Annotated in this window: 14 protein-coding genes and 2 pseudogenes; 7 read left to right on the top strand and 9 right to left on the bottom strand. The window is 70.7% G+C overall.

The genetic code is table 11. The features are described from left to right. Positions 1 to 229 precede the first annotated feature (229 nt). Positions 230 to 328 (bottom strand): annotated as a pseudogene (locus tag HD597_RS66775) (IS5/IS1182 family transposase); the annotation flags it as partial. 1111 nt (positions 329 to 1439) lie between these two features. Here HD597_RS66775 and HD597_RS19690 point away from each other — a divergent pair. The 4 genes from HD597_RS19690 to HD597_RS66780 all read left to right on the top strand — a co-directional run bounded on the left by HD597_RS19690 (position 1440) and on the right by HD597_RS66780 (position 4328). Further along, positions 1440 to 1727: a hypothetical protein gene (locus tag HD597_RS19690; RefSeq protein ID WP_253744125.1), complete on the top strand. Its 288-nt coding sequence runs from the start codon at positions 1440 to 1442 to the stop codon at positions 1725 to 1727. A gap of 332 nt (positions 1728 to 2059) precedes the next feature. After that, complete coding sequence (locus HD597_RS19695) at positions 2060 to 2665, top strand: RNA polymerase sigma factor (protein WP_253744126.1); 606 nt, start codon at positions 2060 to 2062, stop codon at positions 2663 to 2665. After that, positions 2662 to 3828: a CU044_5270 family protein gene (locus HD597_RS19700; RefSeq protein WP_253744127.1), complete on the top strand. Its 1167-nt coding sequence runs from the start codon at positions 2662 to 2664 to the stop codon at positions 3826 to 3828. The genes HD597_RS19695 and HD597_RS19700 overlap by 4 nt, the downstream gene beginning before the upstream one ends. A gap of 179 nt (positions 3829 to 4007) precedes the next feature. After that, complete coding sequence (locus tag HD597_RS66780) at positions 4008 to 4328, top strand: ATP-binding protein (protein WP_276083921.1); 321 nt, start codon at positions 4008 to 4010, stop codon at positions 4326 to 4328. On the opposite strand, the gene HD597_RS19710 is transcribed toward HD597_RS66780, so the two are convergent. Further along, the gene (locus tag HD597_RS19710; RefSeq protein WP_308210662.1) at positions 4259 to 4669 is read right to left on the bottom strand and encodes a nuclear transport factor 2 family protein; all 411 of its coding nucleotides are present in this window, start codon (positions 4667 to 4669) and stop codon (positions 4259 to 4261) included. The genes HD597_RS66780 and HD597_RS19710 overlap by 70 nt on opposite strands. Positions 4670 to 5033: 364 nt before the next feature. Here HD597_RS19710 and HD597_RS19715 point away from each other — a divergent pair, with 364 nt between their 5' ends. Beyond that, on the top strand, positions 5034 to 5579 hold the full coding sequence (locus HD597_RS19715; RefSeq protein ID WP_253744129.1) for a pyridoxamine 5'-phosphate oxidase family protein: 546 nt from the start codon (positions 5034 to 5036) through the stop codon (positions 5577 to 5579). A gap of 103 nt (positions 5580 to 5682) precedes the next feature. Here the strand turns inward: HD597_RS19715 and HD597_RS19720 are convergent. Together HD597_RS19720 and HD597_RS19725 are read right to left on the bottom strand one after the other, a co-directional pair. Continuing rightward, positions 5683 to 5937, bottom strand: a pseudogene (locus HD597_RS19720) (IS701 family transposase); the annotation flags it as partial. A 132-nt stretch (positions 5938 to 6069) separates the two neighbouring features. Further along, positions 6070 to 6480 (bottom strand): hypothetical protein, encoded by a 411-nt coding sequence (locus tag HD597_RS19725; protein ID WP_253744130.1) that lies wholly within the window; start codon positions 6478 to 6480, stop codon positions 6070 to 6072. A 784-nt stretch (positions 6481 to 7264) separates the two neighbouring features. Between HD597_RS19725 and HD597_RS19730 the strand changes: the two genes are divergently transcribed. Together HD597_RS19730 and HD597_RS19735 are read left to right on the top strand one after the other, a co-directional pair. Next, positions 7265 to 8089, top strand: coding sequence for a hypothetical protein (locus tag HD597_RS19730; protein WP_253744131.1), 825 nt, complete (start codon positions 7265 to 7267; stop codon positions 8087 to 8089). A gap of 98 nt (positions 8090 to 8187) precedes the next feature. After that, complete coding sequence (locus tag HD597_RS19735; protein ID WP_253744132.1) at positions 8188 to 11292, top strand: CLIPPER-2 domain-containing protein; 3105 nt, start codon at positions 8188 to 8190, stop codon at positions 11290 to 11292. Here HD597_RS19735 and HD597_RS19740 read toward each other — a convergent pair. The 5 genes from HD597_RS19740 to HD597_RS19760 all read right to left on the bottom strand — a co-directional run bounded on the left by HD597_RS19740 (position 11175) and on the right by HD597_RS19760 (position 18739). After that, positions 11175 to 12449: a threonine/serine exporter family protein gene (locus tag HD597_RS19740; RefSeq protein WP_253744133.1), complete on the bottom strand. Its 1275-nt coding sequence runs from the start codon at positions 12447 to 12449 to the stop codon at positions 11175 to 11177. The two genes, HD597_RS19735 and HD597_RS19740, sit on opposite strands and share 118 nt — an antisense overlap. A gap of 32 nt (positions 12450 to 12481) precedes the next feature. Next, positions 12482 to 13741 (bottom strand): arginine deiminase, encoded by a 1260-nt coding sequence (locus tag HD597_RS19745; protein ID WP_253744134.1) that lies wholly within the window; start codon positions 13739 to 13741, stop codon positions 12482 to 12484. Between the two features lie 29 nt (positions 13742 to 13770). Continuing rightward, on the bottom strand, positions 13771 to 15216 hold the full coding sequence (locus HD597_RS19750) for a basic amino acid/polyamine antiporter (protein ID WP_253744135.1): 1446 nt from the start codon (positions 15214 to 15216) through the stop codon (positions 13771 to 13773). Then, positions 15213 to 16736 carry a Na+/H+ antiporter NhaC gene (nhaC, locus tag HD597_RS19755; RefSeq protein WP_253744136.1) on the bottom strand — a complete coding sequence of 508 codons (1524 nt, stop codon included), beginning with the start codon at positions 16734 to 16736 and terminating at the stop codon, positions 15213 to 15215. Before nhaC ends, HD597_RS19750 begins: the two co-directional genes overlap by 4 nt. Before the next feature lie 368 nt (positions 16737 to 17104). After that, positions 17105 to 18739, bottom strand: a complete 1635-nt coding sequence (locus HD597_RS19760; RefSeq protein WP_253744137.1) for a PucR family transcriptional regulator — start codon at positions 18737 to 18739, stop codon at positions 17105 to 17107. Positions 18740 to 18768: the final 29 nt, after the last annotated feature.

Below are 18768 nucleotides of genomic sequence, written 5' to 3' on the forward strand. Positions count from 1 at the left end.
GGCGCCTGGACGTCACGGTTCCTCGCCCTGGCCATCACACCCCCGTCCCGACCGGCGCGGCACGACCGGCTGCCCCTCGCCCATGACTCCTCCGGTACGAGCCACGGCGCTTGATCGCTCTTCCTTTTGGACCCTTCAACGCCGCCGCGCGCGAGGTCCAGCGCTTCGGCCGCGCGCAGCCGACCGAGCAGCACCTCATTCGGCCGCTGCGGCACGCCGGCTTGTTGCACTCGGCCAGCCGCCGCCAGCACGTGATGCCCGAGCCGTAACCGCGTTCACGCGGCAGGTGCTCCCAGGCGATCCCGGTGTGCAGCACGAACAAGATGCCCTTGCAACGCCGGTCGGTCATCCAGTCGCGGCCATGGCGAGAGGAGAGGGTGGCCAAGCCGAAGCCGTGAGAGGTCAGCGACGAGCCGTGGGCGGTGATCGAGCCGCCTGTGCCGCAGCGTCGGCGCCGGTTCCGGCGAGGTCGGTGAGGCCATCCAGAATGGGTACGGCACTCACTGGGTCGTGGCACGCAGCCTGATGAGGTCGGCCTCCGATTGATCTCGATGATCGGCAGCAGGGTGGTCTGGGCCGAGGCGTTGATTTGCCGAGGGGTGGGCCCGGCGGGGGTGGAAACGTCGGCGAGGTGACCGAGAAGCCGGTCAAGGGCAGCTTGGCCGTCGTCGACCGCGGCGCGTTCGTCGTCGGTGGGCGGGACGGCGGCGAGCATGCGCTGCAGGTTGTCCTTGGCCTCCAGCAGCAGAGCCTTGGAGGAGTCCTTCGGGGTGGAGAAGTCGCACTTGGCGCAGGCCATCCGGTGCGGGCACTCTTCAGAGCAGGTGTGATTGCAGAACCCGTGTCCCAGGTCGTAGTACTGCCACGGCTCTCCGGCGGCCACGGCTCCGCTCTCGACGGCGTCTCGGTCGATGAGCACCTCGACGGTGCGGACGTTGCGTTCGAAGTATCCGGCGTCGGTGCAGGCCCGCGTCAGCGTCGTCGGGGTGATCTTGGCGTTGTAGCTGGCGATGGTGGATCGGGCCCGGTGGCTGGTGATGTTCCCGCGGACGTCGGCGGCCGGGACGCCGGCCTTGCGGCAGAGCATGGGGGTGACGGTGTTGTTGATGTAGGAGATGCGGCGGGCCTGGAGGGAGAACAGCAGGTTCACCTGCTCGGCGGTGCGGCGGTCGACGAAGACTGGCTGGTCGGGGCGGACGACGTGCCAGGCGTCGATGGCCTGGCCGAGGATCGGATCGACAGGCTTGGTGAACGCGGTTCCGGTCTTGTGCGTGGGAACGTCCAGGAGGCAGACCGCGTCGCGAGCCAGGACCCGGCCGGAGTCGCCGCGGATCGGGGCGTCCTGGTGCTGCCAGCGGATGCATCCCAGGCGCAGCCGGCCGATCTCGTCGCTGCGCAGCCCGCTGAACAGCCAGGTCACCGTCGAAACCCGCCTGGACATGGCCGCACGCGAACTGCGCACCCTGCGCCGCCAGCTCGCCGCCGCCCAGGCCGCCACCGGCATGGTGGTGCCCGCGCTGGCCGACGTCGACGGGCGGCCCGGCGTGCGGCTGCCCGCCGACACCATCGACGCCGTCACCGTGCAGGACGGCGTGGTACAGCTGCACCACGCCGACCGCGCCATCCCCCTCGGCGATGCCTCCCAGTCCCCGGCGCAGGCCCGCGCGCTGAGCGCCGCCCTCCAGGCGGTCACCGCCCTACCGCCCGACGCAGAGCATCCGAGCTGAGACGCAACCATCGCGACCGGGTGACGACCTCACCCACCGTGACGCCCACCGTGACGCCCGGGCGCTTGTCGGCCAGGGCGATGACCGCAACTCGATCGGCTACCGCGCTCGAAGCCGCCGCGCTCGAGGCCGCCGCGCCGGTGCCCCGTGCACCCTCGGACAGATGCGTGAATCAGCCAGTTCCGGAGCACGCGCGCGCCGCGGCAGGGCCGCCTGCCCCTGCAGCAGCCGAGACCTCTCAGAATTCGAGGGGAAGGCGACGGCGGCCTTCGGACAACAAGTGGTGACCGCTGTACCGCCGACGACAAGGTTTGTGTATGAAGGAGCCCGACGTGGCAGCTCCCCAGAGCGTCGTACCACCGTGGCAGGACGACGCCATGGCGATCAAGCGGTCTTGGGACGAGCCCGACTGTTTCGGAGCCGTCTTCGACGCCCACTACACGGAGATCCACCGCTACGCCTCACAGCGGCTCGGCCCGCACGCGGCCGACGACATCTGCGCCGAGACCTTCGTCCTGGCGTTCCGGCAACGTCATCGCTACGACGTGAGCCGCAGCAGCGCCCGGCCATGGCTCTACGGCATCGCGACCAACGTCATCAGCCGCCACCGGCGCGATGAGGTTCGCCTCTTACGCGCCGTGAACCGGCTCCGCCCCGTATCGGAGTCCGCCGGCGGCCATGAGGACGCGGTGACCGAGAAGGTGAGCGCCGAGAGGCTGAAGGTGGCGCTGGCCAAGGCCATCGCCGCCCTCCCCGCCGATCAACGCGACGTGCTGCTGCTGGTGTCGCTGTCGGGGCTCAGCTACGAAGAGGCGGCGCAGGCTCTGGACGTGCCCTTCGGCACGGTCTCCTCGCGGCTGAACCGGGCCCGCAAGAAACTACGCAAGGCGCTGGGTGGGAGCAATCCCCTGCTGGACGAGGAGGACATGCGTCGATGAACGACCTGGATCTCGTACGCGGACTGTACGACGACGACCCGCCCCCGCCCACCCGCCAGGCGATGGCCCAGGCCCGGGCGCAGATGCTGAGCCAGGCCGGCACCGTACGCCGCCGCCCTCGCCGCGCTTGGCGCCTGCCGCTCGGCCTGGTGGCCGCCACGACGGTCGCGTCCGTGGTCGCGGGCATGGCGCTCGTCGCCCACGACCGCGCAGAACCGCAGAAGCCCGGAGGGACGAGCATGGGCGCGGCCCCTGTTCCTCAGCCCCTCACCTCACGCGACATGATGCTGGCGGCCGCCTCTCAGGCCGAACGGCAGCCACAGGGCCGCTACTGGTTCACGCACCAGCGGACCAGCCTGCCGTTGCTCGCGCTCGGCCGCACGGGCGGGTACGTCGTGGAAGAGCGATGGGACACCTTCGGGTGGACGGGACGCACCCGCGGCGACGGCCAGGCGTTCTATGGTCGTGACCTGGCCGGCAAGCCCCAGACCGACGCCGACGTCGAGGCCTGGCACGATGCGGGCTCACCCCGCAGCTGGCAGGTGCGCTCATCGGAAGTAACGCGGACGATCAGCACCCGGTCAGGAGACTGGGACGCGGATCAGAACAAGCACCCAGGAGGCACCTTCAACATTCCAGGCGTCGGCGCGTTCACCTACGCGGAGCTCCAGACTCTCCCCACCGAGCCAGAGGACTTGCGGGAACTGCTGTGCGAGGGCAGAGTCAAGCTCACGCCGGAAGTGGCCGGGCAACTGCGCCGCGGCGGCGTCAGCGCGGCCCGCAAGCGCTGCGACGGCGCGTCCGGCGTGCTCGACAAGGTCTTCTTCGCTCTCAGCAACACCCCGATCCCTCCCGGCGTGCAAGCCGGTCTCATGCGCCTGCTCACCGACTACCCCGGTGTACGCCGGCTCGGCGCCGTTGCCGACCCGCTCGGCCGCCCCGGCGTCGCCCTCGCGGCCTCGTACCAAAGTCGCGACGGCCGGGGGACGCTCCAGCGCGACCTGATCTTCGACCAGCGGACCGGCAGGGTTCTGGGCAGCAGGGACATCCTCCAGAAGCCCGGCCCTGACAGCCAGTCCTGGCAAGTCCCCGGCAGAGTTCTTCAGTACTGGCTGGTCGTGGACTCGGGCTGGACCGACACCAAGCCCAACCTGCCCGACTAGAGATGGGCGATCCCTAGCCGTCCCTGGTTCTGGCCCGTCATCAGTGATTCTTACCAAGCTGGGCCGTGCCGGAGATCGATGATCGCGCCGGTGCGGTGTTTCCCGTCTGTCTGGCCGCCGATGTGTCCGCGTCACCGGCACACCTTCCTCACCCCGGAAGAATGAAGGCAGCACCTAACATGCGCCTCTCACCTCACGAATCAGGGCAACCAGAAGGGATCCAGAAACCCCAGCTAGCAGCCGGGATCCTCCGACGGGAACATGTGCCAGCCCCAGGTGAATGGGGCCAGGTCTTCGGCGACGAAGTCCTGGCCACCGCCATCCTCGACCGCCTGCTGCACCACTGCGAAGTCATCGCGATCAACGGCCCCAGTTACAGGCTCAAGAACCGCCTGGCCGCCGTCGAGCCGAGATCGCCGCAGTCACCTGATCACCCCTGCTCTGCTCGATGCGACAACACCGAGCCGCAGGCTTGGGCAATGGCGGTCGGATCCCAATAGAAGGGACGGCACTCGAGCATGCGACCGTTCCGCACGGTGATCAGCTGCACGATCAGGGTCTCGATCTCCTGGCCCGTGGCCCGGGCGCGGAACCGCACCCGATTGCGCACCACCACAGTGTCCCCGTCACCCCAGTGCTCCTGTTCCAGGAACTCCATCGATTCCCAGACCTCACTGAAGGCAGCCAAAAACTGCTCCATACCATCCCGGCCTCGCCACGTCCCCGTCCCCGTGAACGGCAGACCCGGAGCCTGGTACAGCACCACCTCCGGATCCAGGTATGCGGCGACCCGGACTTGGTTGCAGCCCCATCGCCACTCAACTACTCCTGAGGCTTGCACATTTACTCGTACTCAGTTCTGCACGTCAGGGAGTACGCCGACACCACACTCAGGCGGCGAAATGAGCAGAACAATGGAATGCAGCCGAAAGTCCCTGTAGCGCCCCCACAACGCTTCACCGCGAGGGGGAACCCAAGGAGACCGCCCACCCCTCGCCTGGCCAGCTGCAGACACAGGGCCTTGCTCCGGTCGGTGGGCCAGCAGCGCCCGCACTTCCTGGTCGCTGCCCCATACGGCCGAGCGGATGGTGCGGCGGTGAGGCATCCGTCTGGCACGCGCGAAGAACTCGATCTGTGTCAGAAGCCGGGCCTGCGCGCTGCCGGGCTACGTTGCCTTCGTTACAAGAAGGGGGAAGGAGTTCTGCATGACGCCGAAACAGCCCAGGACCGAGCTCGACGCCCGCTACAGCTCGGCGCTGAACCCGCGCCCGGGCGCGGAGAACGTCACCGCCACCGACTGGGTCGAAGCCCAGCGCCAGCTGCGGGCCGCCGAGGTCTTCTGGATCACCACGATCCGGCCGGACGGCCGGCTGCATGTCACGCCGCTGATCGCCGCCTGGCACGACGGGGCGTTGCACTTCAGCACCGGGCCGGGCGAGCAGAAGGCGAAGAATCTGGCCCGCAATGCCCACTGCGCACTCACCACAGGGCACAACTCACTCTCCGAAGGCCTCGACATCGTGATCGAAGGCACGGCGGAGCGGGTGACGGATCCAGCGCGGCGGGACGAGGTCATCGCCGCGTTCGAGGCGCAGTACGGCGTCCACATCACCTCGCCGGAGGGGCCCTTCCACGGCTTCGGCGACAGCATCCGCAAGGGCAGGGACCTGCTGTTTGCGGTGGCACCCAGCACGGCGTACAGCTTCGGGCACGATGGCCAGGTGTTCAGCCACACCCGCTACGCCTTCTAGTAGTACTTCGTTGGGTCGTCATGGCGGTTGTCGGTGGCAGGTGGGGCTCGGCCGCTCCAGGTGGCTGACAGCACCTGGAGCATGTACAGGATGTTGTAGGAAGTTAGGCCGCGCCGACCGCTTTTGGGCTGGTCAACGGCAGTTCAGTGAGGAACAGGTGGGCGGCTGGAACCAGGGTGACGTGGCGATGCCAACCGCTCCAGGAGCGTCACTCGAAGTGAGTCAGGCCCAGACCGGTCCTGAGCTCCCGGTACTCGTGCTCGATGCGCCGGCGGATCTTGGCCAGGCGGACCAGTTCCCGCAGCCGGATGCCGGGCGGCAGGGTGGACAGCCAGTAGTCGGTGGGCTCGGGCTCGCCGAGTTGCGTCAGGTCGACCGCCTGGCCGACGAGGCACTTGGCAACCATGAGTCGATCGGCGTGCGTCAACAACGCGGGAGTCTGTGGCGGCGCCCCCGGCTCCGGCCTCGTGGTGCGGCGCACAGCGTTCGATCAGCTGAGATCTGCTCGATGGTGTCCTCCTGCCGGGCGGCGGTCGGGGAGTGCCGCCTCTTGCAGGCGTGCTTCGCGGTGCCGGCGCAGGCTGGTCACGCCGAGCCGGGCCCGCATCTCGGCGAGCAGCGCGCGGCCCTTGACCCCGCGTTCGTAGACGGATTCCCGCCGCATGCCGAGGATCTTCGCCAGTTCTCCGAAGGAGTAGCCGCGGGGCTTTTCCTGGTTGAGGGCGATGGCGATGTTCATGGCGTCTCGCAGCTGTTCGCGCAAGGGCTCTACATGCACCAGGCCGACCGGGTCGTCGGAGAGCCGCTTGGCGAGTGCGTCCACCATGCGGTGCAGCATCGCGACATACTCTGCGGTCTCGACGATACGGCGACGGTGCCGGCCGCCTGCGGAGGGCGTCACCGTGCCGCCCTCCCTGCCCCGGCTGCCCGGCAGGAGTCGCCGCCACCGGCTGATGATGTGGGGAGGAGGCTCTCGTGGGTAACAGTGGCCGCGGTACTCGGAGATTGGGTGAGAGCGGTCGCCGAACTGAGACGTGTCGAGAGGGTAGCGCTGTGTGTCTACAGGCAGGGGTGATCGATGCGGTGGCCGGGGCCTCGGCCGGGTGGGACGGATCGGGGCACTGCCGGCGGGGAAGGGGGCGTGATCAGCTCGAACAAGGAAGCCGGGGGAGACCGCAGGGAGACCGGAAGAAGCGAACGGGCCCGGTTTCATGCGGAAACCTCGGCATGGCGCGACCCGGTCGAATCCTGCTGAGCTGCGTTCTCGGCCGATGGCGGCATCAGCTGCACCTGTCGCTCGGCGAGCGGGACCACCTGTTCCGCCTCGCCGGGCACAACCCGCCGGCGAGGTGAGCGTTCGGCGACCACCTCAGCCCCGGCCTACCGACCCCGCCGCCCGTCGGCTCCACGCGCCGGCCGAACACGCGTTCCTCACGCGGATGTACGTCTCGGGGCTGCCCGAGATCGCTGCTCGTCTACACCGCCATCCCCGGCAGCGAGAGCTACGAGAAGCTGCAGTTGCTGTCCGTCATCGGTGCCCAGCCGCTGCGCTGAGCCCCGACCAGCGGCTGCGCTGAGCCCCGCGCAGCCGCTGCGCCCCGCCTCGCGCAGACGCTGTACTGAGCGCCGCGCACCCGGAAGAGGCGTTTCCGCTTCGTGATCTGGATGCAGGATGATCACGCCTCATGAAGCAGACGATCATCGGCGTCGCCGCCGGCGCCGCCCTCCTCTTGACCGCCACGCCCGCCGTGGCCGCCCCCAAGGACCCGCTCGCGGCGCTGCGGGCCCAGCTCGCCGCGGGCAAGGGCGTGTCGTTCTCGTTCCGTACGTACGGCGACACCTCCCTCTACACCCAGACCGGCCGCCTGCAGTTCGGCAAGAAGGGCATCGCGGCCTCCGACGTCACCGGAAAGCTCGCCTCGCGCGACGACGAGAAGCCGGCCGACGATTTCGGCGGCGGCGAGGACTCGAGCGCCGCGGCCACCGCCTTGGGCAAGCCGGAGCGCACGATCCGCATCGGCCGGACGTCCTACATCAGCGGCGGCCCGATGAGCGCGGGCCTGCCCGAGGGCAAGACGTGGTACAAGCAGTCGCCCGGCTGGACGAGTGGCATGACCGCCTACTTCGGCGGCTTCGTGAACGCGGCCGACCCGAGCACGCTGAAGGTGCTGCTGGCACGCTCCAAGCGGAGCGGGTCGACGTACAAGGGGTCGATGACCGTCACGGACCTGCTGAAGGCCTCCGACTGGTCCCGCGCCACCATGTGGTGGAAGCTCGACTCCGGCGTGAAGGTGAACTGGACGCTCGCCGTCAGCTCCTCGGGCCTGCCGGTCAAGCTGACCACGCGGCTGGAGAGCAAGAAGGCCGGCGTCAGCAAGACCGCGATGGAGATGCGCTACACCAGGTGGGGCGCCAAGGTCTCGATCAAGGCCCCGGCCGCGAGCGCGGTGACCACCAAGCTCGACGCGGACAACGCCACAGTCCAGCTCCCTCCGGCGCCCAAGCGCTGATCACGACCCGGCCGGCGATTGAGTACGCCCTACTCATGCGCCGTGGCCGCCCGCCCTCCACCCTGTAGGCCCAGCAGCACCGACGCAGGGAGCGGAAGATGGGCAACCGGGCACGATGGGGCAGGACGCTGGTCGCCGCGGCGATGGTGGCGGCGGGCACGGTGATAGGCATGGCGGGCCTGTCCAGCGAGTACGGCGGAGCGCCGGCGGCCGAGGCGCGCGCCGGCGCTCCGGCCACGCAGGAGGTGGTCCTGCGCATCATGTCGGTCGAGTGCGCGTCGGCCTGCGACGGCACGGGCATCGAGGCCGCGGGCATGGGCAAGCCCGACTTCTTCGCCAACCTGCACATCGGCGAGGAGTCGATGACCACGCCCGTCGTGGAGGACACGGCGCAGGTGTTCGTCCCGGCGGGCTGGACGCTGAAGGCGCAGGTGTCCACCTCCTTACCCTCGGTCGACCTCGCCGTCCGCATCCTGGAGGACGACCCGCCCTCGGATCCCAACGGCGACGACGTGGCCGACGCCTCGCGCAGGAGCGGCGACACCGCGGCCCGCTTCACGCTCGACCTGGTCGACGGGTCGCTGTCGGGCGACCTCACCGACCCGGTGGGGTGCACGCTGGGCGGCGGTGACGGGCATCCCGTCCAGGTCTGCTACAACGTCCAGCCCTACTCGTTCCAGGACGGCGACAACGACGGCTTCACCGACTACGCCGAGCACCGCGGCCTGGACTTCGACGACGACGGCACCATCGACCTGCACCTGGAGCGGTGGGCCGATCCGCGGCGGCGCGACGTCTTCGTCGAGATCGACTGGATGGCCGGCCTCAGGCCCCAGCCGGGTGTGCTGGCTGCCGTCGAGGGCGTGTTCGACAGGGCCCCGGTCACGAACCAGGCGACGGGGGCGCAGGGCCTGGCGTTGCACCTGATCGAGGACGAGGAGCTGGCGTACAGCGAGTCGTTGTGGTTCGAGGACGAGCGTTTCCCCGAGCCCGCCGACGACTTCGACGACCTCAAGCTGGGCAGGGCCGACCGGACCTGTGCGCACGGCGGCGAGGACGGTCACTTCGGCATCCCCGCCGACCGCGCCGGTCCGCAGTGCGACCAGATCCTGCTGTTCAAGCGGCTGCACTTCCGCTACGGCATCTTCATCAACGGCCTGAGCCCGGCGCAGGTGCCGGGGCCCGACGGGACCATGGTGCCCAACACCGTCTCCGGCAGGGCCGAGCTGCACGATCGGGGCGGCAACGACTTCGTCGTCTCGCTCGGCCGGCTCGCCGCCGCGGAGGACCTGAACAGGTACGGCGGCCGCGACGACGCCGAGCAGTCCACGCTCCTGCACGAGCTCGGGCACACCTTCGGGCTCGGGCACGGCGGGCGTACCGACAACGGCAGCGTGGACGACGTCAACTGCAAGCCTCACTACCTGAGCGTCATGAACTATCCGCACCAGTTCGCCACCGTGGCCTCCCTTCCCGCCGACCAGCACCTCGACCCGAACCGCCCGCTGGACTACCAGCGGCTGGACGGCGTCCGGACGCTCAACGAGGCGGCGCTGGACGAGACCACGGCGCCGGGCGTGGCCGGCGCGGGCTCGCGGCGCGTCATCTGGGGCGGCAACGGCGCCGGCCGCTGGTTCCACGGCCCCGCCGACGAGCGCCTCAACTGGAAGGCGGACTTCCTGCCCGACGGCAAGCCCAAGCTGGAGCCGTCGGTCGCGGTCGACCTCAACCACCTGACCAACTTCGTCGGATGCGACGACCCTTCACCCGGGCAGATGCTGGTCAGCAACCCCGACTGGGACCGGCTGATCTACAACTTCAGCAACAGCCCCTACTTCTCCGACGGCGTGCACGGGCCCGCCCCCGACGAGATCGACGCCGTGGACCTGCGCGGGCTGGCGGCAGCCGACCTCGGCGTGGCCAAGACCGTGGACAGGCGCGACGCCGTCCCGGGAGACGAGCTCACCTACACGATCACCGCGCGGAACGCCGGACCGGGCACCGCCACGGCCGTCTCCCTCACGGACACCCCGCCCACGGGCGCGGACGTCACGCGTGTGCTGCCCGACCTGCCGGCCGGGCAGCACACGCAGGAGACCGTCACCGCCACGGTTCCGTGCACGGTCACCGACGGGCAGACGCTGACCAACCACGTGACGGTCACCGGCCGCGACTCCTCCGGCCGGCCGGAACCCGCATGGCTGCTCGCGGACAACACCGCCACCGCCACCACCACCGCGCACGTGCCCGGCATGGAAGCCGAGGTGGAGGGGACGAGCGAGGCCGGCGCGGGCGAGGCGCTCACCTACACCGTCACCTACCGCAACACCGGCTCCGCCCCGGCCACGGGGGTGGCCGTCGAGCTCCAGACGCCCGACGGGGTGTCGCCGCGCACGCTGCGCCAGGACGTGGGAACCGTCGCCCCCGGCGCGTCGGGGACCGCGCGGTTCACCGTCCGCACGAGCCTGCTGACCGTCGGCGGGACCGCGATCACGGTGCGGGCCTCGGCCGCGTACGGCGGCGCGGGCGGCTGCCTCTACCCCGCCGCCACGGCCACGGCGACCCACCACGGTCACCGAGCAGCCGCCCGGCCGCGACCCCCGCCCGCCCACGGTGTGGCTGCTGCACAGCGGCCAGTGGCCGGCCGAACTGCTGGCCCAGGTGCAGGCCACCGACACCCGCTTCGACGGCGCCGACGGCTCGGCCCCCGACGGGATGCTGTCGGCGGCCGAGGCCCGCAAGGTGCTGCAGCTGCCGGTGGCGCCGCCCGCCCTGCTGCGGGCCGAACTGCTGGCGCTCTACCTGAACCTGGGGGACCGGCGCCTCAACGCCTCGACCCGGATCGAGTCGCTGACCGCGCAGCAACTGGGGACCAGGACCGTGGGCGCCGCAGCCAGGCACGCCCAGGCGACGCTGGAACTGCCGGCGACCCCCGCGAACCTGCTCCGCTACACCACGGCACACGTCCTGCTGACCTCGATCAACCTCAACGTCAGCCCGCGCTACGACCGGTGACGCACCGGCGGCCGGGCCACGCGGGCGCTCCCGTACGGGGGCGCCCGCGGCACGTCCCCGGATGCGGACGTCAGGACCGCCTGGTGCGGCGCCCAGGGCCGCGGCCGCCGAGCGCGCGCAGCACGTTCATGCCCAGGATCACCCCGGCGCCGATGGCCAGAGCGGCCGACAGGGCCTCGATGAGGTAGTGCGTGCCGCCGGTCACGTCACCGAGGTTCAGCTTCAGCATGCCGCGGAACAGCGCCGAGCCCGGGAGCAGCGGTCCGATCGCCGGGATCACGAACACCATGGGCGGTACCCGTACCCGGTCGGCGTACACCGAGCCCAGCAGCCCGATGGCGGCGGCCGCCACCGCGGTGGCGAGCACCGCCGGCCATCCCAGCCAGCGGAGGCCGACGTAGACGCTCCAGATGACCAGGCCGCCGACGGCCGCCGGAGGGATGAGCCTGGGCGGCACCCGCAGCGCCAGGGCGAACGTCAGCCCGAGCATGAGCGCCCCGAGCAGCTGCGGCGCCGCCAGCGACAGCGGCGCCGTGGGCGCGTTCTGCACGGTGATCGGCACGTCGGCCCGGACGGCGAAGGTGAGGACGAAGCCGATGCCCGACAGGACGGCCGTCACGACGAACACCACCTCCGCCAGCCGCGCGGTGGCGGTGACGTACTCGCCGGCGATGCCGTCCTGCACGCAGGCGACCAGCGACCGGCCGGGCAGCAACGCGATCACCGCTCCGACGACGATCGCCGAGGCCTGGACGGGTACCGGCTGCCAGATCATGAGGACCGCGGTCGCGGTCCCCACGGCCGAGGCCACGGCCGTGCGGAAGAACTCGGCGACGCCCCGCCTGGCGAGCCAGGTGCCGGCGCGGTCACCGAGCAGGGTGGCGACGAACGCGGCCAGCGTCACCACCGGGCCACCGCCGGTCAGGACCGCTGCCGAGGCGGCGACCAGCGCGGGCGCCGTGGCCGCCATCCAGGGCGGATGGACCGGCGCCGGTCTGTCGATCCTCCGCAGGCGACGGCGTGCCTCTGTCGGCGCCAGCTCCCGCGCCGTGATCTCGGCGACCAGGTCGTGCAGCTCGACCAGGTGGGCGAAGTCGGGTTCGCGCCTGCGCACTCGCCTCTCGGCGGTGACCGGCGGGCTGCCGTCGTCCGGGACGTTCGACAGCGTCAACGCCGACAGGTTCACGTCGACCTCGATGCGGCGCACCCCGTAGGCGCGGGCGACGGCGCGCATGGCGTTCGTCACGTTCTCGGTGCCTTCTCCGCTGGCGAGCATCAGCTCGCCGACGCGCAGGGTCAGGCTGATCGCGCGGTTGGCGTCAGCGTCCGGGGCGGGCTCGTTCACGCGCCGAACTCATCCATCCGTGGCCGCGGCGTTCAGACGGGATCGCGCTGGATGGGGCAGGTCATGCAATGGGTGCCGCCGCGGCCCTTGCCGAGCTCGAAGCCCTCGATCTCGATCACCTCCACGCCGTGCTCCCGCAGCTTGCGGTTGGTGAACTGGTTCTTGTGGTAGCCGACGACCACGCCCGGGGCCAGGGCGAAGAAGTTGTTGCCGGAGTCCCATTGCTCGCGGGCCTGCTGGTAGTCGTCACCGCCGGTGGGCACGATGTCCAGGCGCGGGACGCGCAGCGCGTCCCGCAGGGCCTGCAGCAGGCCCGGCTCGCGGTGCACGTCCAGGGTGCCGCTCTTGTCGCCCGGCCGCAGGCTGTAGGCGACCGCGGCCTCCAGGAACGGCGGGTAGGCGCTGGCCTTGTCGGCGTCCAGGAAGGTGAAGACGGTGTCCAGGTGCATGTAGGAGCGGGCCTTGGGCACCTCGATGGCGATCACCCGCTCGGCGGCCCCCGCGGTGAACAGCGACAGGGCCAGGTGCTCGATGGTGCGCGGGTTGGTGCGCTCGCTGATCCCGATCGCCACCGTGGCGTTGCCGATGGGCATCATGTCACCGCCTTCCATGGCGGCGTTGCCGTAGGACTCCTCGTTGAAGCGGTCGTCCTCGCCCGCGTAGGGGTACCAGTAGGCGAAGTCCTCGCCGGCGAACATGGGATGGTGGTGGTAGATGGTGGACTGGTTCATCGTCTCCAGCAGCCGGACATGGAAGTACATCGGGTTGAGCGACACGCCGCCGTACAGCCAGGCCGCGGGGTCGCGCTGGTAGAGCGAGTTGGGCAGCGCGGGCAGGATGAACTCGCGGGGGTGGCAGGAGGCGGCCACCAGCGAGTGGCCGTCCAGCTCCGCCACCCCGAACTCCTCCTTGGTCAGGCCGCCGATGAGGTGCGTGGCGAGCTTGTCCCCGCTCCAGCCGGCCAGGGTCTCGCGGACGCCGTCCACCAGGGCCGGGCCGACGGTCAGGTGGGTGACGGCGTGCTCGACGGCGCGCTGCTTGGCCTCGAAGCTCGCATCCAGCGCCTGCGCGAGCAGCTCGTGGTGGTGGTACACCTCGATCCCGCGTTCACGCATCACCTGGACGAAGGCGTCGTGCTCGGCCTGCGCCTGCTCCACCCACAGGATGTCGTCGAACAGCAGCTCGTCATTGTTGGACGGGGTGAGCCTGCGCAGGCTCAGGTCCGGCCGGTGGACGATGACCTTGCGCAGGGTGCCCACCTCGGAGTGCACCCCGTAGGGCTGGTCGGTCATGGGCGGTCGTCCTCTCTGTGTGAACGGGCCTAGATGGTGATGCGGCCGGTGACCAGGCCGGCGATGCCGGCGACTGCTCCGGCGGCCACGACGGCGAACAGGATCAGCTCAGCGGGGGAGAAGGGACGCAGGCCGCGCTCCCGGCGGGTCAGGACGAACAGGATCGTGCCGGGGGCGTAGACAATGCACGACAGCAGCAGGAACTTCAGCCCGGCCGCGACGAGGAGGAAGGCGGTGTAGAAGGTGGCCAGTGCCGCGATCGTCAGGTCCCTGCCCCGGCCCGCGGGGGTGTCGTCGTAGGTCTCGCCGGTGACGGCCAGGCGCAGCGCGTACCCGGCGGCGAGCAGGTACGGGACCAGCGACAGCGCGCTGGTCAGCTTCAGCGTGAAGGTGAAGGCGTCGTCGGAGAACAAGGTGACGAACAGCACGGCGGTGATGAGCGCGCTGGTCATGACGAGCGCGGTGACCGGCACGTTGCGCTGGTTCTCGCGGGCGAGGAAGGCGGGCATGTCCTGGTCCTTGGCGGCCACGAACAGCACCTCGGCGGCCATCAGCGTCCACGCCAGGTACGCACCCAGCACCGACACGATCAGACCGACCCCGATGAGCCCCGCGCCCCAAACGCCGACCACGGACTCCAGCACACCGCCCATGGACGGCTGGCGCAGCCCGGCCAGCCCGGCCTTGGGCAGCACGCCGTAGGAGAGAATGCTCACCGAGGCGAACAGCGCCAGCACGGCCAGGAAGCCCAGCACGGTGGCCCGGCCCACGTCCGCGCGCCGGCGGGCGTAGCGGGAGTAGACGCTGGCCCCCTCCACGCCCAGGAACACGAACACCGTCACCAGCATCGTCGCCCGGATCTGCTCGAACAGCGCTCCGGGCGTGCGCGCCGCGCCGGCCCACAGGTTCGCGCCGAACACGTCCGCGCGCAGCGCGACGGCCACGATCACGACGAACAGCAGGATCGGCAGGAGCTTGGCGACCGTGACGATCTGGTTGATCTTCGCCGCCTCCCGTACACCGCGCAGGATCATGACGTGGAAGGCCCACACTCCGACCGTGGAGACCGCCACCGCCACGATCGTCGCGCCTTCACCGAAGACCGGAACCACCAAGCCGACGGTGGACTTGATCAGCACCCAGTAGGTGACGTTGCCGACACAGGCACTGGCCCAGTAACCGAAGGCAGAGAAGAACCCGGGGTACTGACCGAAACCCTCCTTGGCGTAGGCGTACACGCCGGCGTCCAGGTGCGGTTTGCGCATCGCCAGCGTCTGGAAGACGAAGGCGAGCATCAGCATGCCCGCCCCGGCGATCAGCCAGGCGCCGATCGCGCCGAGCACGCCGGTGGCCTGGGCGAAGTTGCGCGGCAGCGAGAACACGCCGGCGCCGACCATCGATCCGACCACCATCGCGGTCAGGACCGGCAGCGACATCTTCCGCGCGCCCTCGGTGTGCGTGCTGGTCTGGCTCACGGTTCCGGCCGGCCCTTCACGCCCTGCTCCGGGGCCACGTCACCGGAGATCCGCTCGATCTTGAAGCCGGTGATGCCGTACACCACGCTGAGCAGCGGGCTGATGATGTTGAAGAAGCAGAACGGCAGGTAGGCCAGGGTCGGCACGCCCAGCACCGCGCCCAGGAACGCCCCGCAGGAGTTCCAGGGCACCAGCGGCGAGGTGACCGTCCCGCTGTCGGCGGCCAGCCGCGACAGGTTCGTCGGCGCCAGGCCACGCCGGGCGAACTCGGCCCGGAAGATCCGGGTCGGCAGCACCAGCGCGATGTACTGGTCGCCGGCGATGACGTTGAGGCTGAAGGCACTCGCGAAAACCGTCACGAACAACCGGCCGGTGCTCCTGGCCGCCCGCGTCATCGGCTCGATGAGCCGGTTGAGCAGCCCGAACTCCTCCAGCAGGGTGCCGAACGTGACCGCACCGATGATCAGCCACAGGGTGGGCAGCATGCTGTCCATCCCGCCGCGCGACAGCAGCCGGTCCACGTCGGCCAGGCCCGAGCTCTTCTCGAACCCGTTCGCCATGGCCCGCCAGACCGCCTTGATCCCGGCGGCGACCGGGTTCAGTGCGGGCTCCGCGACGAACGCGCGGATCACCGCGGGCTGGGTGAAGATGCCCACGATCCCGGCGAAGATCGCCGCCGCCATGAGCGCCAGCGTCGGCGGCACCTTGCGGACCGACAGCACGACCAGCAGCAGCAGCGGCAGCAGGTTCAGCGGCGTGATCCAGTAGAGGTCGCCGAGGGAGGCCAGCTCGCCGGCGGTGTCGCCGAGGTCCGTCGCGGCGGGCCCCCACAACTGCCCGATCAGCAGGAACAGCACGAAGGCGATCACGAAGGCCGGGATGGACGTCCACGCCTGGCGCTTGACGTGCTCGTACACGTTCACCCGGACCATCTGCGCGGTCAGCACGGTGGTCTCCGACAGCGGCGACAGCTTGTCTCCCAGATACGCGCCCGAGATCACCGCCCCCGCGGTGATCGGCGCCGACACCCCCAGCATGGTGGCGATCCCCACCAGCCCGACCCCGACCGTCGCCGCCGTGGTCCAGGAGCTGCCGATCGACATGGCCACGAGGCCGCAGATCAGCGCGGTGGCGGCGTAGTACCATCCGGGCGACAGCACCTGGATCCCGTAGTAGACCAGGGTCGGGATCGTTCCCGACATGTTCCAGGTGCCGATCAGCGCGCCCACCGCCAGCAGGATGAAGACCGCGCTGGTGATCGACGACAGCGCCCGCTGCCCGCTGGCCTCGACCTCCTCCCAGCGGTGCCCGTTCTTCAGCACCACCAGCATCGCGACCAGCGCGCACAGCACCAGCGCGACCTGGATCGGCCCGTCGAGGGCGTCCAGGCCGAACAACACCAGCGAGCCGCCGACCAGCACCACCAGCGTGACCAGGACGACGACCAGATCGGCGGCCGACGGCGCGCGCGCCCCTCCGCTCTCGCTCCGCCGCTCGCCTTCTTCCACGCTGTCACCCATCGCGCATCCGGCGCCCCATCGACTCGCCACCCCACGGCAACGGCGATGATCACATCAGGCTTCCGCCGTTGTGCCTGCGAGTTACCCGCGATATGTCCCCAGAATTGCTACAACCAGGTCAAATTCCACCCATGCCATGAGGTGGCGCGCCATCGCCGATCCCCGCGAGGGGGGAGTGTTCGCCCGCCTCGCCCCCTGGCCCAGCTGGTTCGCCGGAGACCTCCGCACCCGCCGCGGGCAGCGGCTCGTTCGCGACGTTCTGGGTGCTGCCCGGCGGATTCCTCGTGGTGATGGTGCTGCTCGGGCTGCTGGTGTCACGGGCAGGGCGTCAGGGGCAGCTCGTTCCCGGGCATGCGGGCCGGGGGATGCTAGCGGGGTGCCAGGATGCGCAGCTGCAGCATCGCCGCGAAGCGCTGCTCCGGGTCCTCCAGGTCGATCTCGCCCACCTCGGCGACCCGCCTGAGCCGGTAACGCAGCGTGTTGGGATGGATGAAGAGGGCGGCGGCCGCCTTGCCCACGTCGCCGAGCGCGTCCAGCCAGGCCTCCAGCGACTGGACGAGCCCGGCGTTGTTGCACTCGTCGTACTCCATCAGGCGCGCGATCGCCCCGACCGGCCGCTCGCCGCGCGCCGCCGCGAGGTCGCGCAGCTCCAGGACCAGCGCGAGCGTCTGGACGTCGTCGAGGCGGGCCACCCGGAGCGCCGTGTGGCCCTCCCGCATCACCCGGAGCACCCGGTCGGCCTGCGCCTTCCCGCCGACGATGCCGCCGATGTCCGGCCCTGCCGGGGCGACCGCGACGATCGCGGGAAGGCTGCCGCCGACCCGATCCACGAAGTCGGAGGCCAGGCGCACGGCCCGCTGTTCCGGGCTGCTGGTCGCGACGATCACGGGCAGCAGGCCGTACACGGTGCCGCCGACGGCCGCCACGGCGGCGGACGGCACCGCCGCCGACAGGTGGACCGACAGGGCGTCCGCGAGCCGTTCGAGCTCGGCGGCCCTGCCGTGGTCGGCCCAGGCGTGCTCGTCGCCGGTGAGCAGGGCCGCGCTCACGATGACGAGGGTGCGGCCGGACAGGCCGAGCCGGGCCAGCGCGTCCCGCGCGCCCGCCCCGCCCTCCAGGACCGTCGCCATCAGGTCGGCGCGCAGCCGCCGCCGGACGTCGGCGCCGGCGCGGATGCGCAGCAGGTGCAGCGCCACCAGTTTCGAGGCGTCGAGCAGGGCGTTCGTCCGCTCGCTGTCGAGGTCGCCGTCCATGGCGGCCCAGATCGAGCCGAGGATCTCGTCGCCGGCCCGGACCGCGATGGCCACGCGCTGCACCGTCATCCCGTCGTAGCCGAGATCCTGCGGCGTGACGACGACCGGCCGCTGGTAGCGGTAGAGGTCGCGGAAGACGCCCAGCTCGGTCAGGCGGGTGGCGTACCGTTCGGGGACCTGCCGGCCGATGACCGTCTCGACGCGGGAGGCGTCGGCCTCGTCCTGCCGGCCGGAGAAGGCGAGCACGCGGGAGTTGCGGTCCTCGATGGTGATGGGGGCGTCGAGGAGCGCGGCCACGGCGTTGGCCACCGCGAACAGGTCGCCGGACGGGAGCCCGCCCAGCGACTCGTGCTCGTGCTCACCGATGTCGCCCTCGGCGAGCATCGACCGGATGAGCGCGGTGATCTGCGCCCACGTGGCGCCCCGGCGCAGGCCGATCAGCGCCACGCCGCTCCGGGCGACCGCGTCGCGTACCTGCGGGGTCAGGGCGACCGGCGCCCGGACGACCAGGCCCACCGCGTCGTGGTCGCCGAGGGCGCCCAGGAGCCGGGGCAGCGTGTCGCCGGACGGGTCGACGCCGATGCCGAGCACCAGCGAGCGCGGCCCGAGCACGGGCTCGTCGAGCGGGTCGTAGATGACGAGGCCGCTGATCTCCTCGCGCTGGTCGACGTCACCGGCGACCAGTTCGAGCAGGGTGGCCCCCAGGTCGTCCAAGACCCTGCCGAGGCTGGCACGGGGACGCTGGCTCACGCCCCGCAGTATAGGAGCCCCGGGCGTAC

It is taken from the genome of Nonomuraea thailandensis, assembly GCF_024172165.1.
Taxonomy (GTDB): Bacteria; Actinomycetota; Actinomycetes; order Streptosporangiales; family Streptosporangiaceae; genus Nonomuraea; species Nonomuraea thailandensis.

Coding starts and splice junctions, on each gene's coding strand:
- HD597_RS19690 (WP_253744125.1), top strand. CDS start 1,440: ATGGCCGCACGCGAACTGCGCACCCTGCGCCGCCAGCTCGCCGCCGCC.
- HD597_RS19700 (WP_253744127.1), top strand. CDS start 2,662: ATGAACGACCTGGATCTCGTACGCGGACTGTACGACGACGACCCGCCC.
- HD597_RS66780 (WP_276083921.1), top strand. CDS start 4,008: ATGCGCCTCTCACCTCACGAATCAGGGCAACCAGAAGGGATCCAGAAA.
- HD597_RS19715 (WP_253744129.1), top strand. CDS start 5,034: ATGACGCCGAAACAGCCCAGGACCGAGCTCGACGCCCGCTACAGCTCG.
- HD597_RS19730 (WP_253744131.1), top strand. CDS start 7,265: ATGAAGCAGACGATCATCGGCGTCGCCGCCGGCGCCGCCCTCCTCTTG.
- HD597_RS19735 (WP_253744132.1), top strand. CDS start 8,188: ATGGGCAACCGGGCACGATGGGGCAGGACGCTGGTCGCCGCGGCGATG.
- HD597_RS19745 (WP_253744134.1), bottom strand. CDS start 13,741: ATGACCGACCAGCCCTACGGGGTGCACTCCGAGGTGGGCACCCTGCGC.
- nhaC (WP_253744136.1), bottom strand. CDS start 16,736: ATGGGTGACAGCGTGGAAGAAGGCGAGCGGCGGAGCGAGAGCGGAGGG.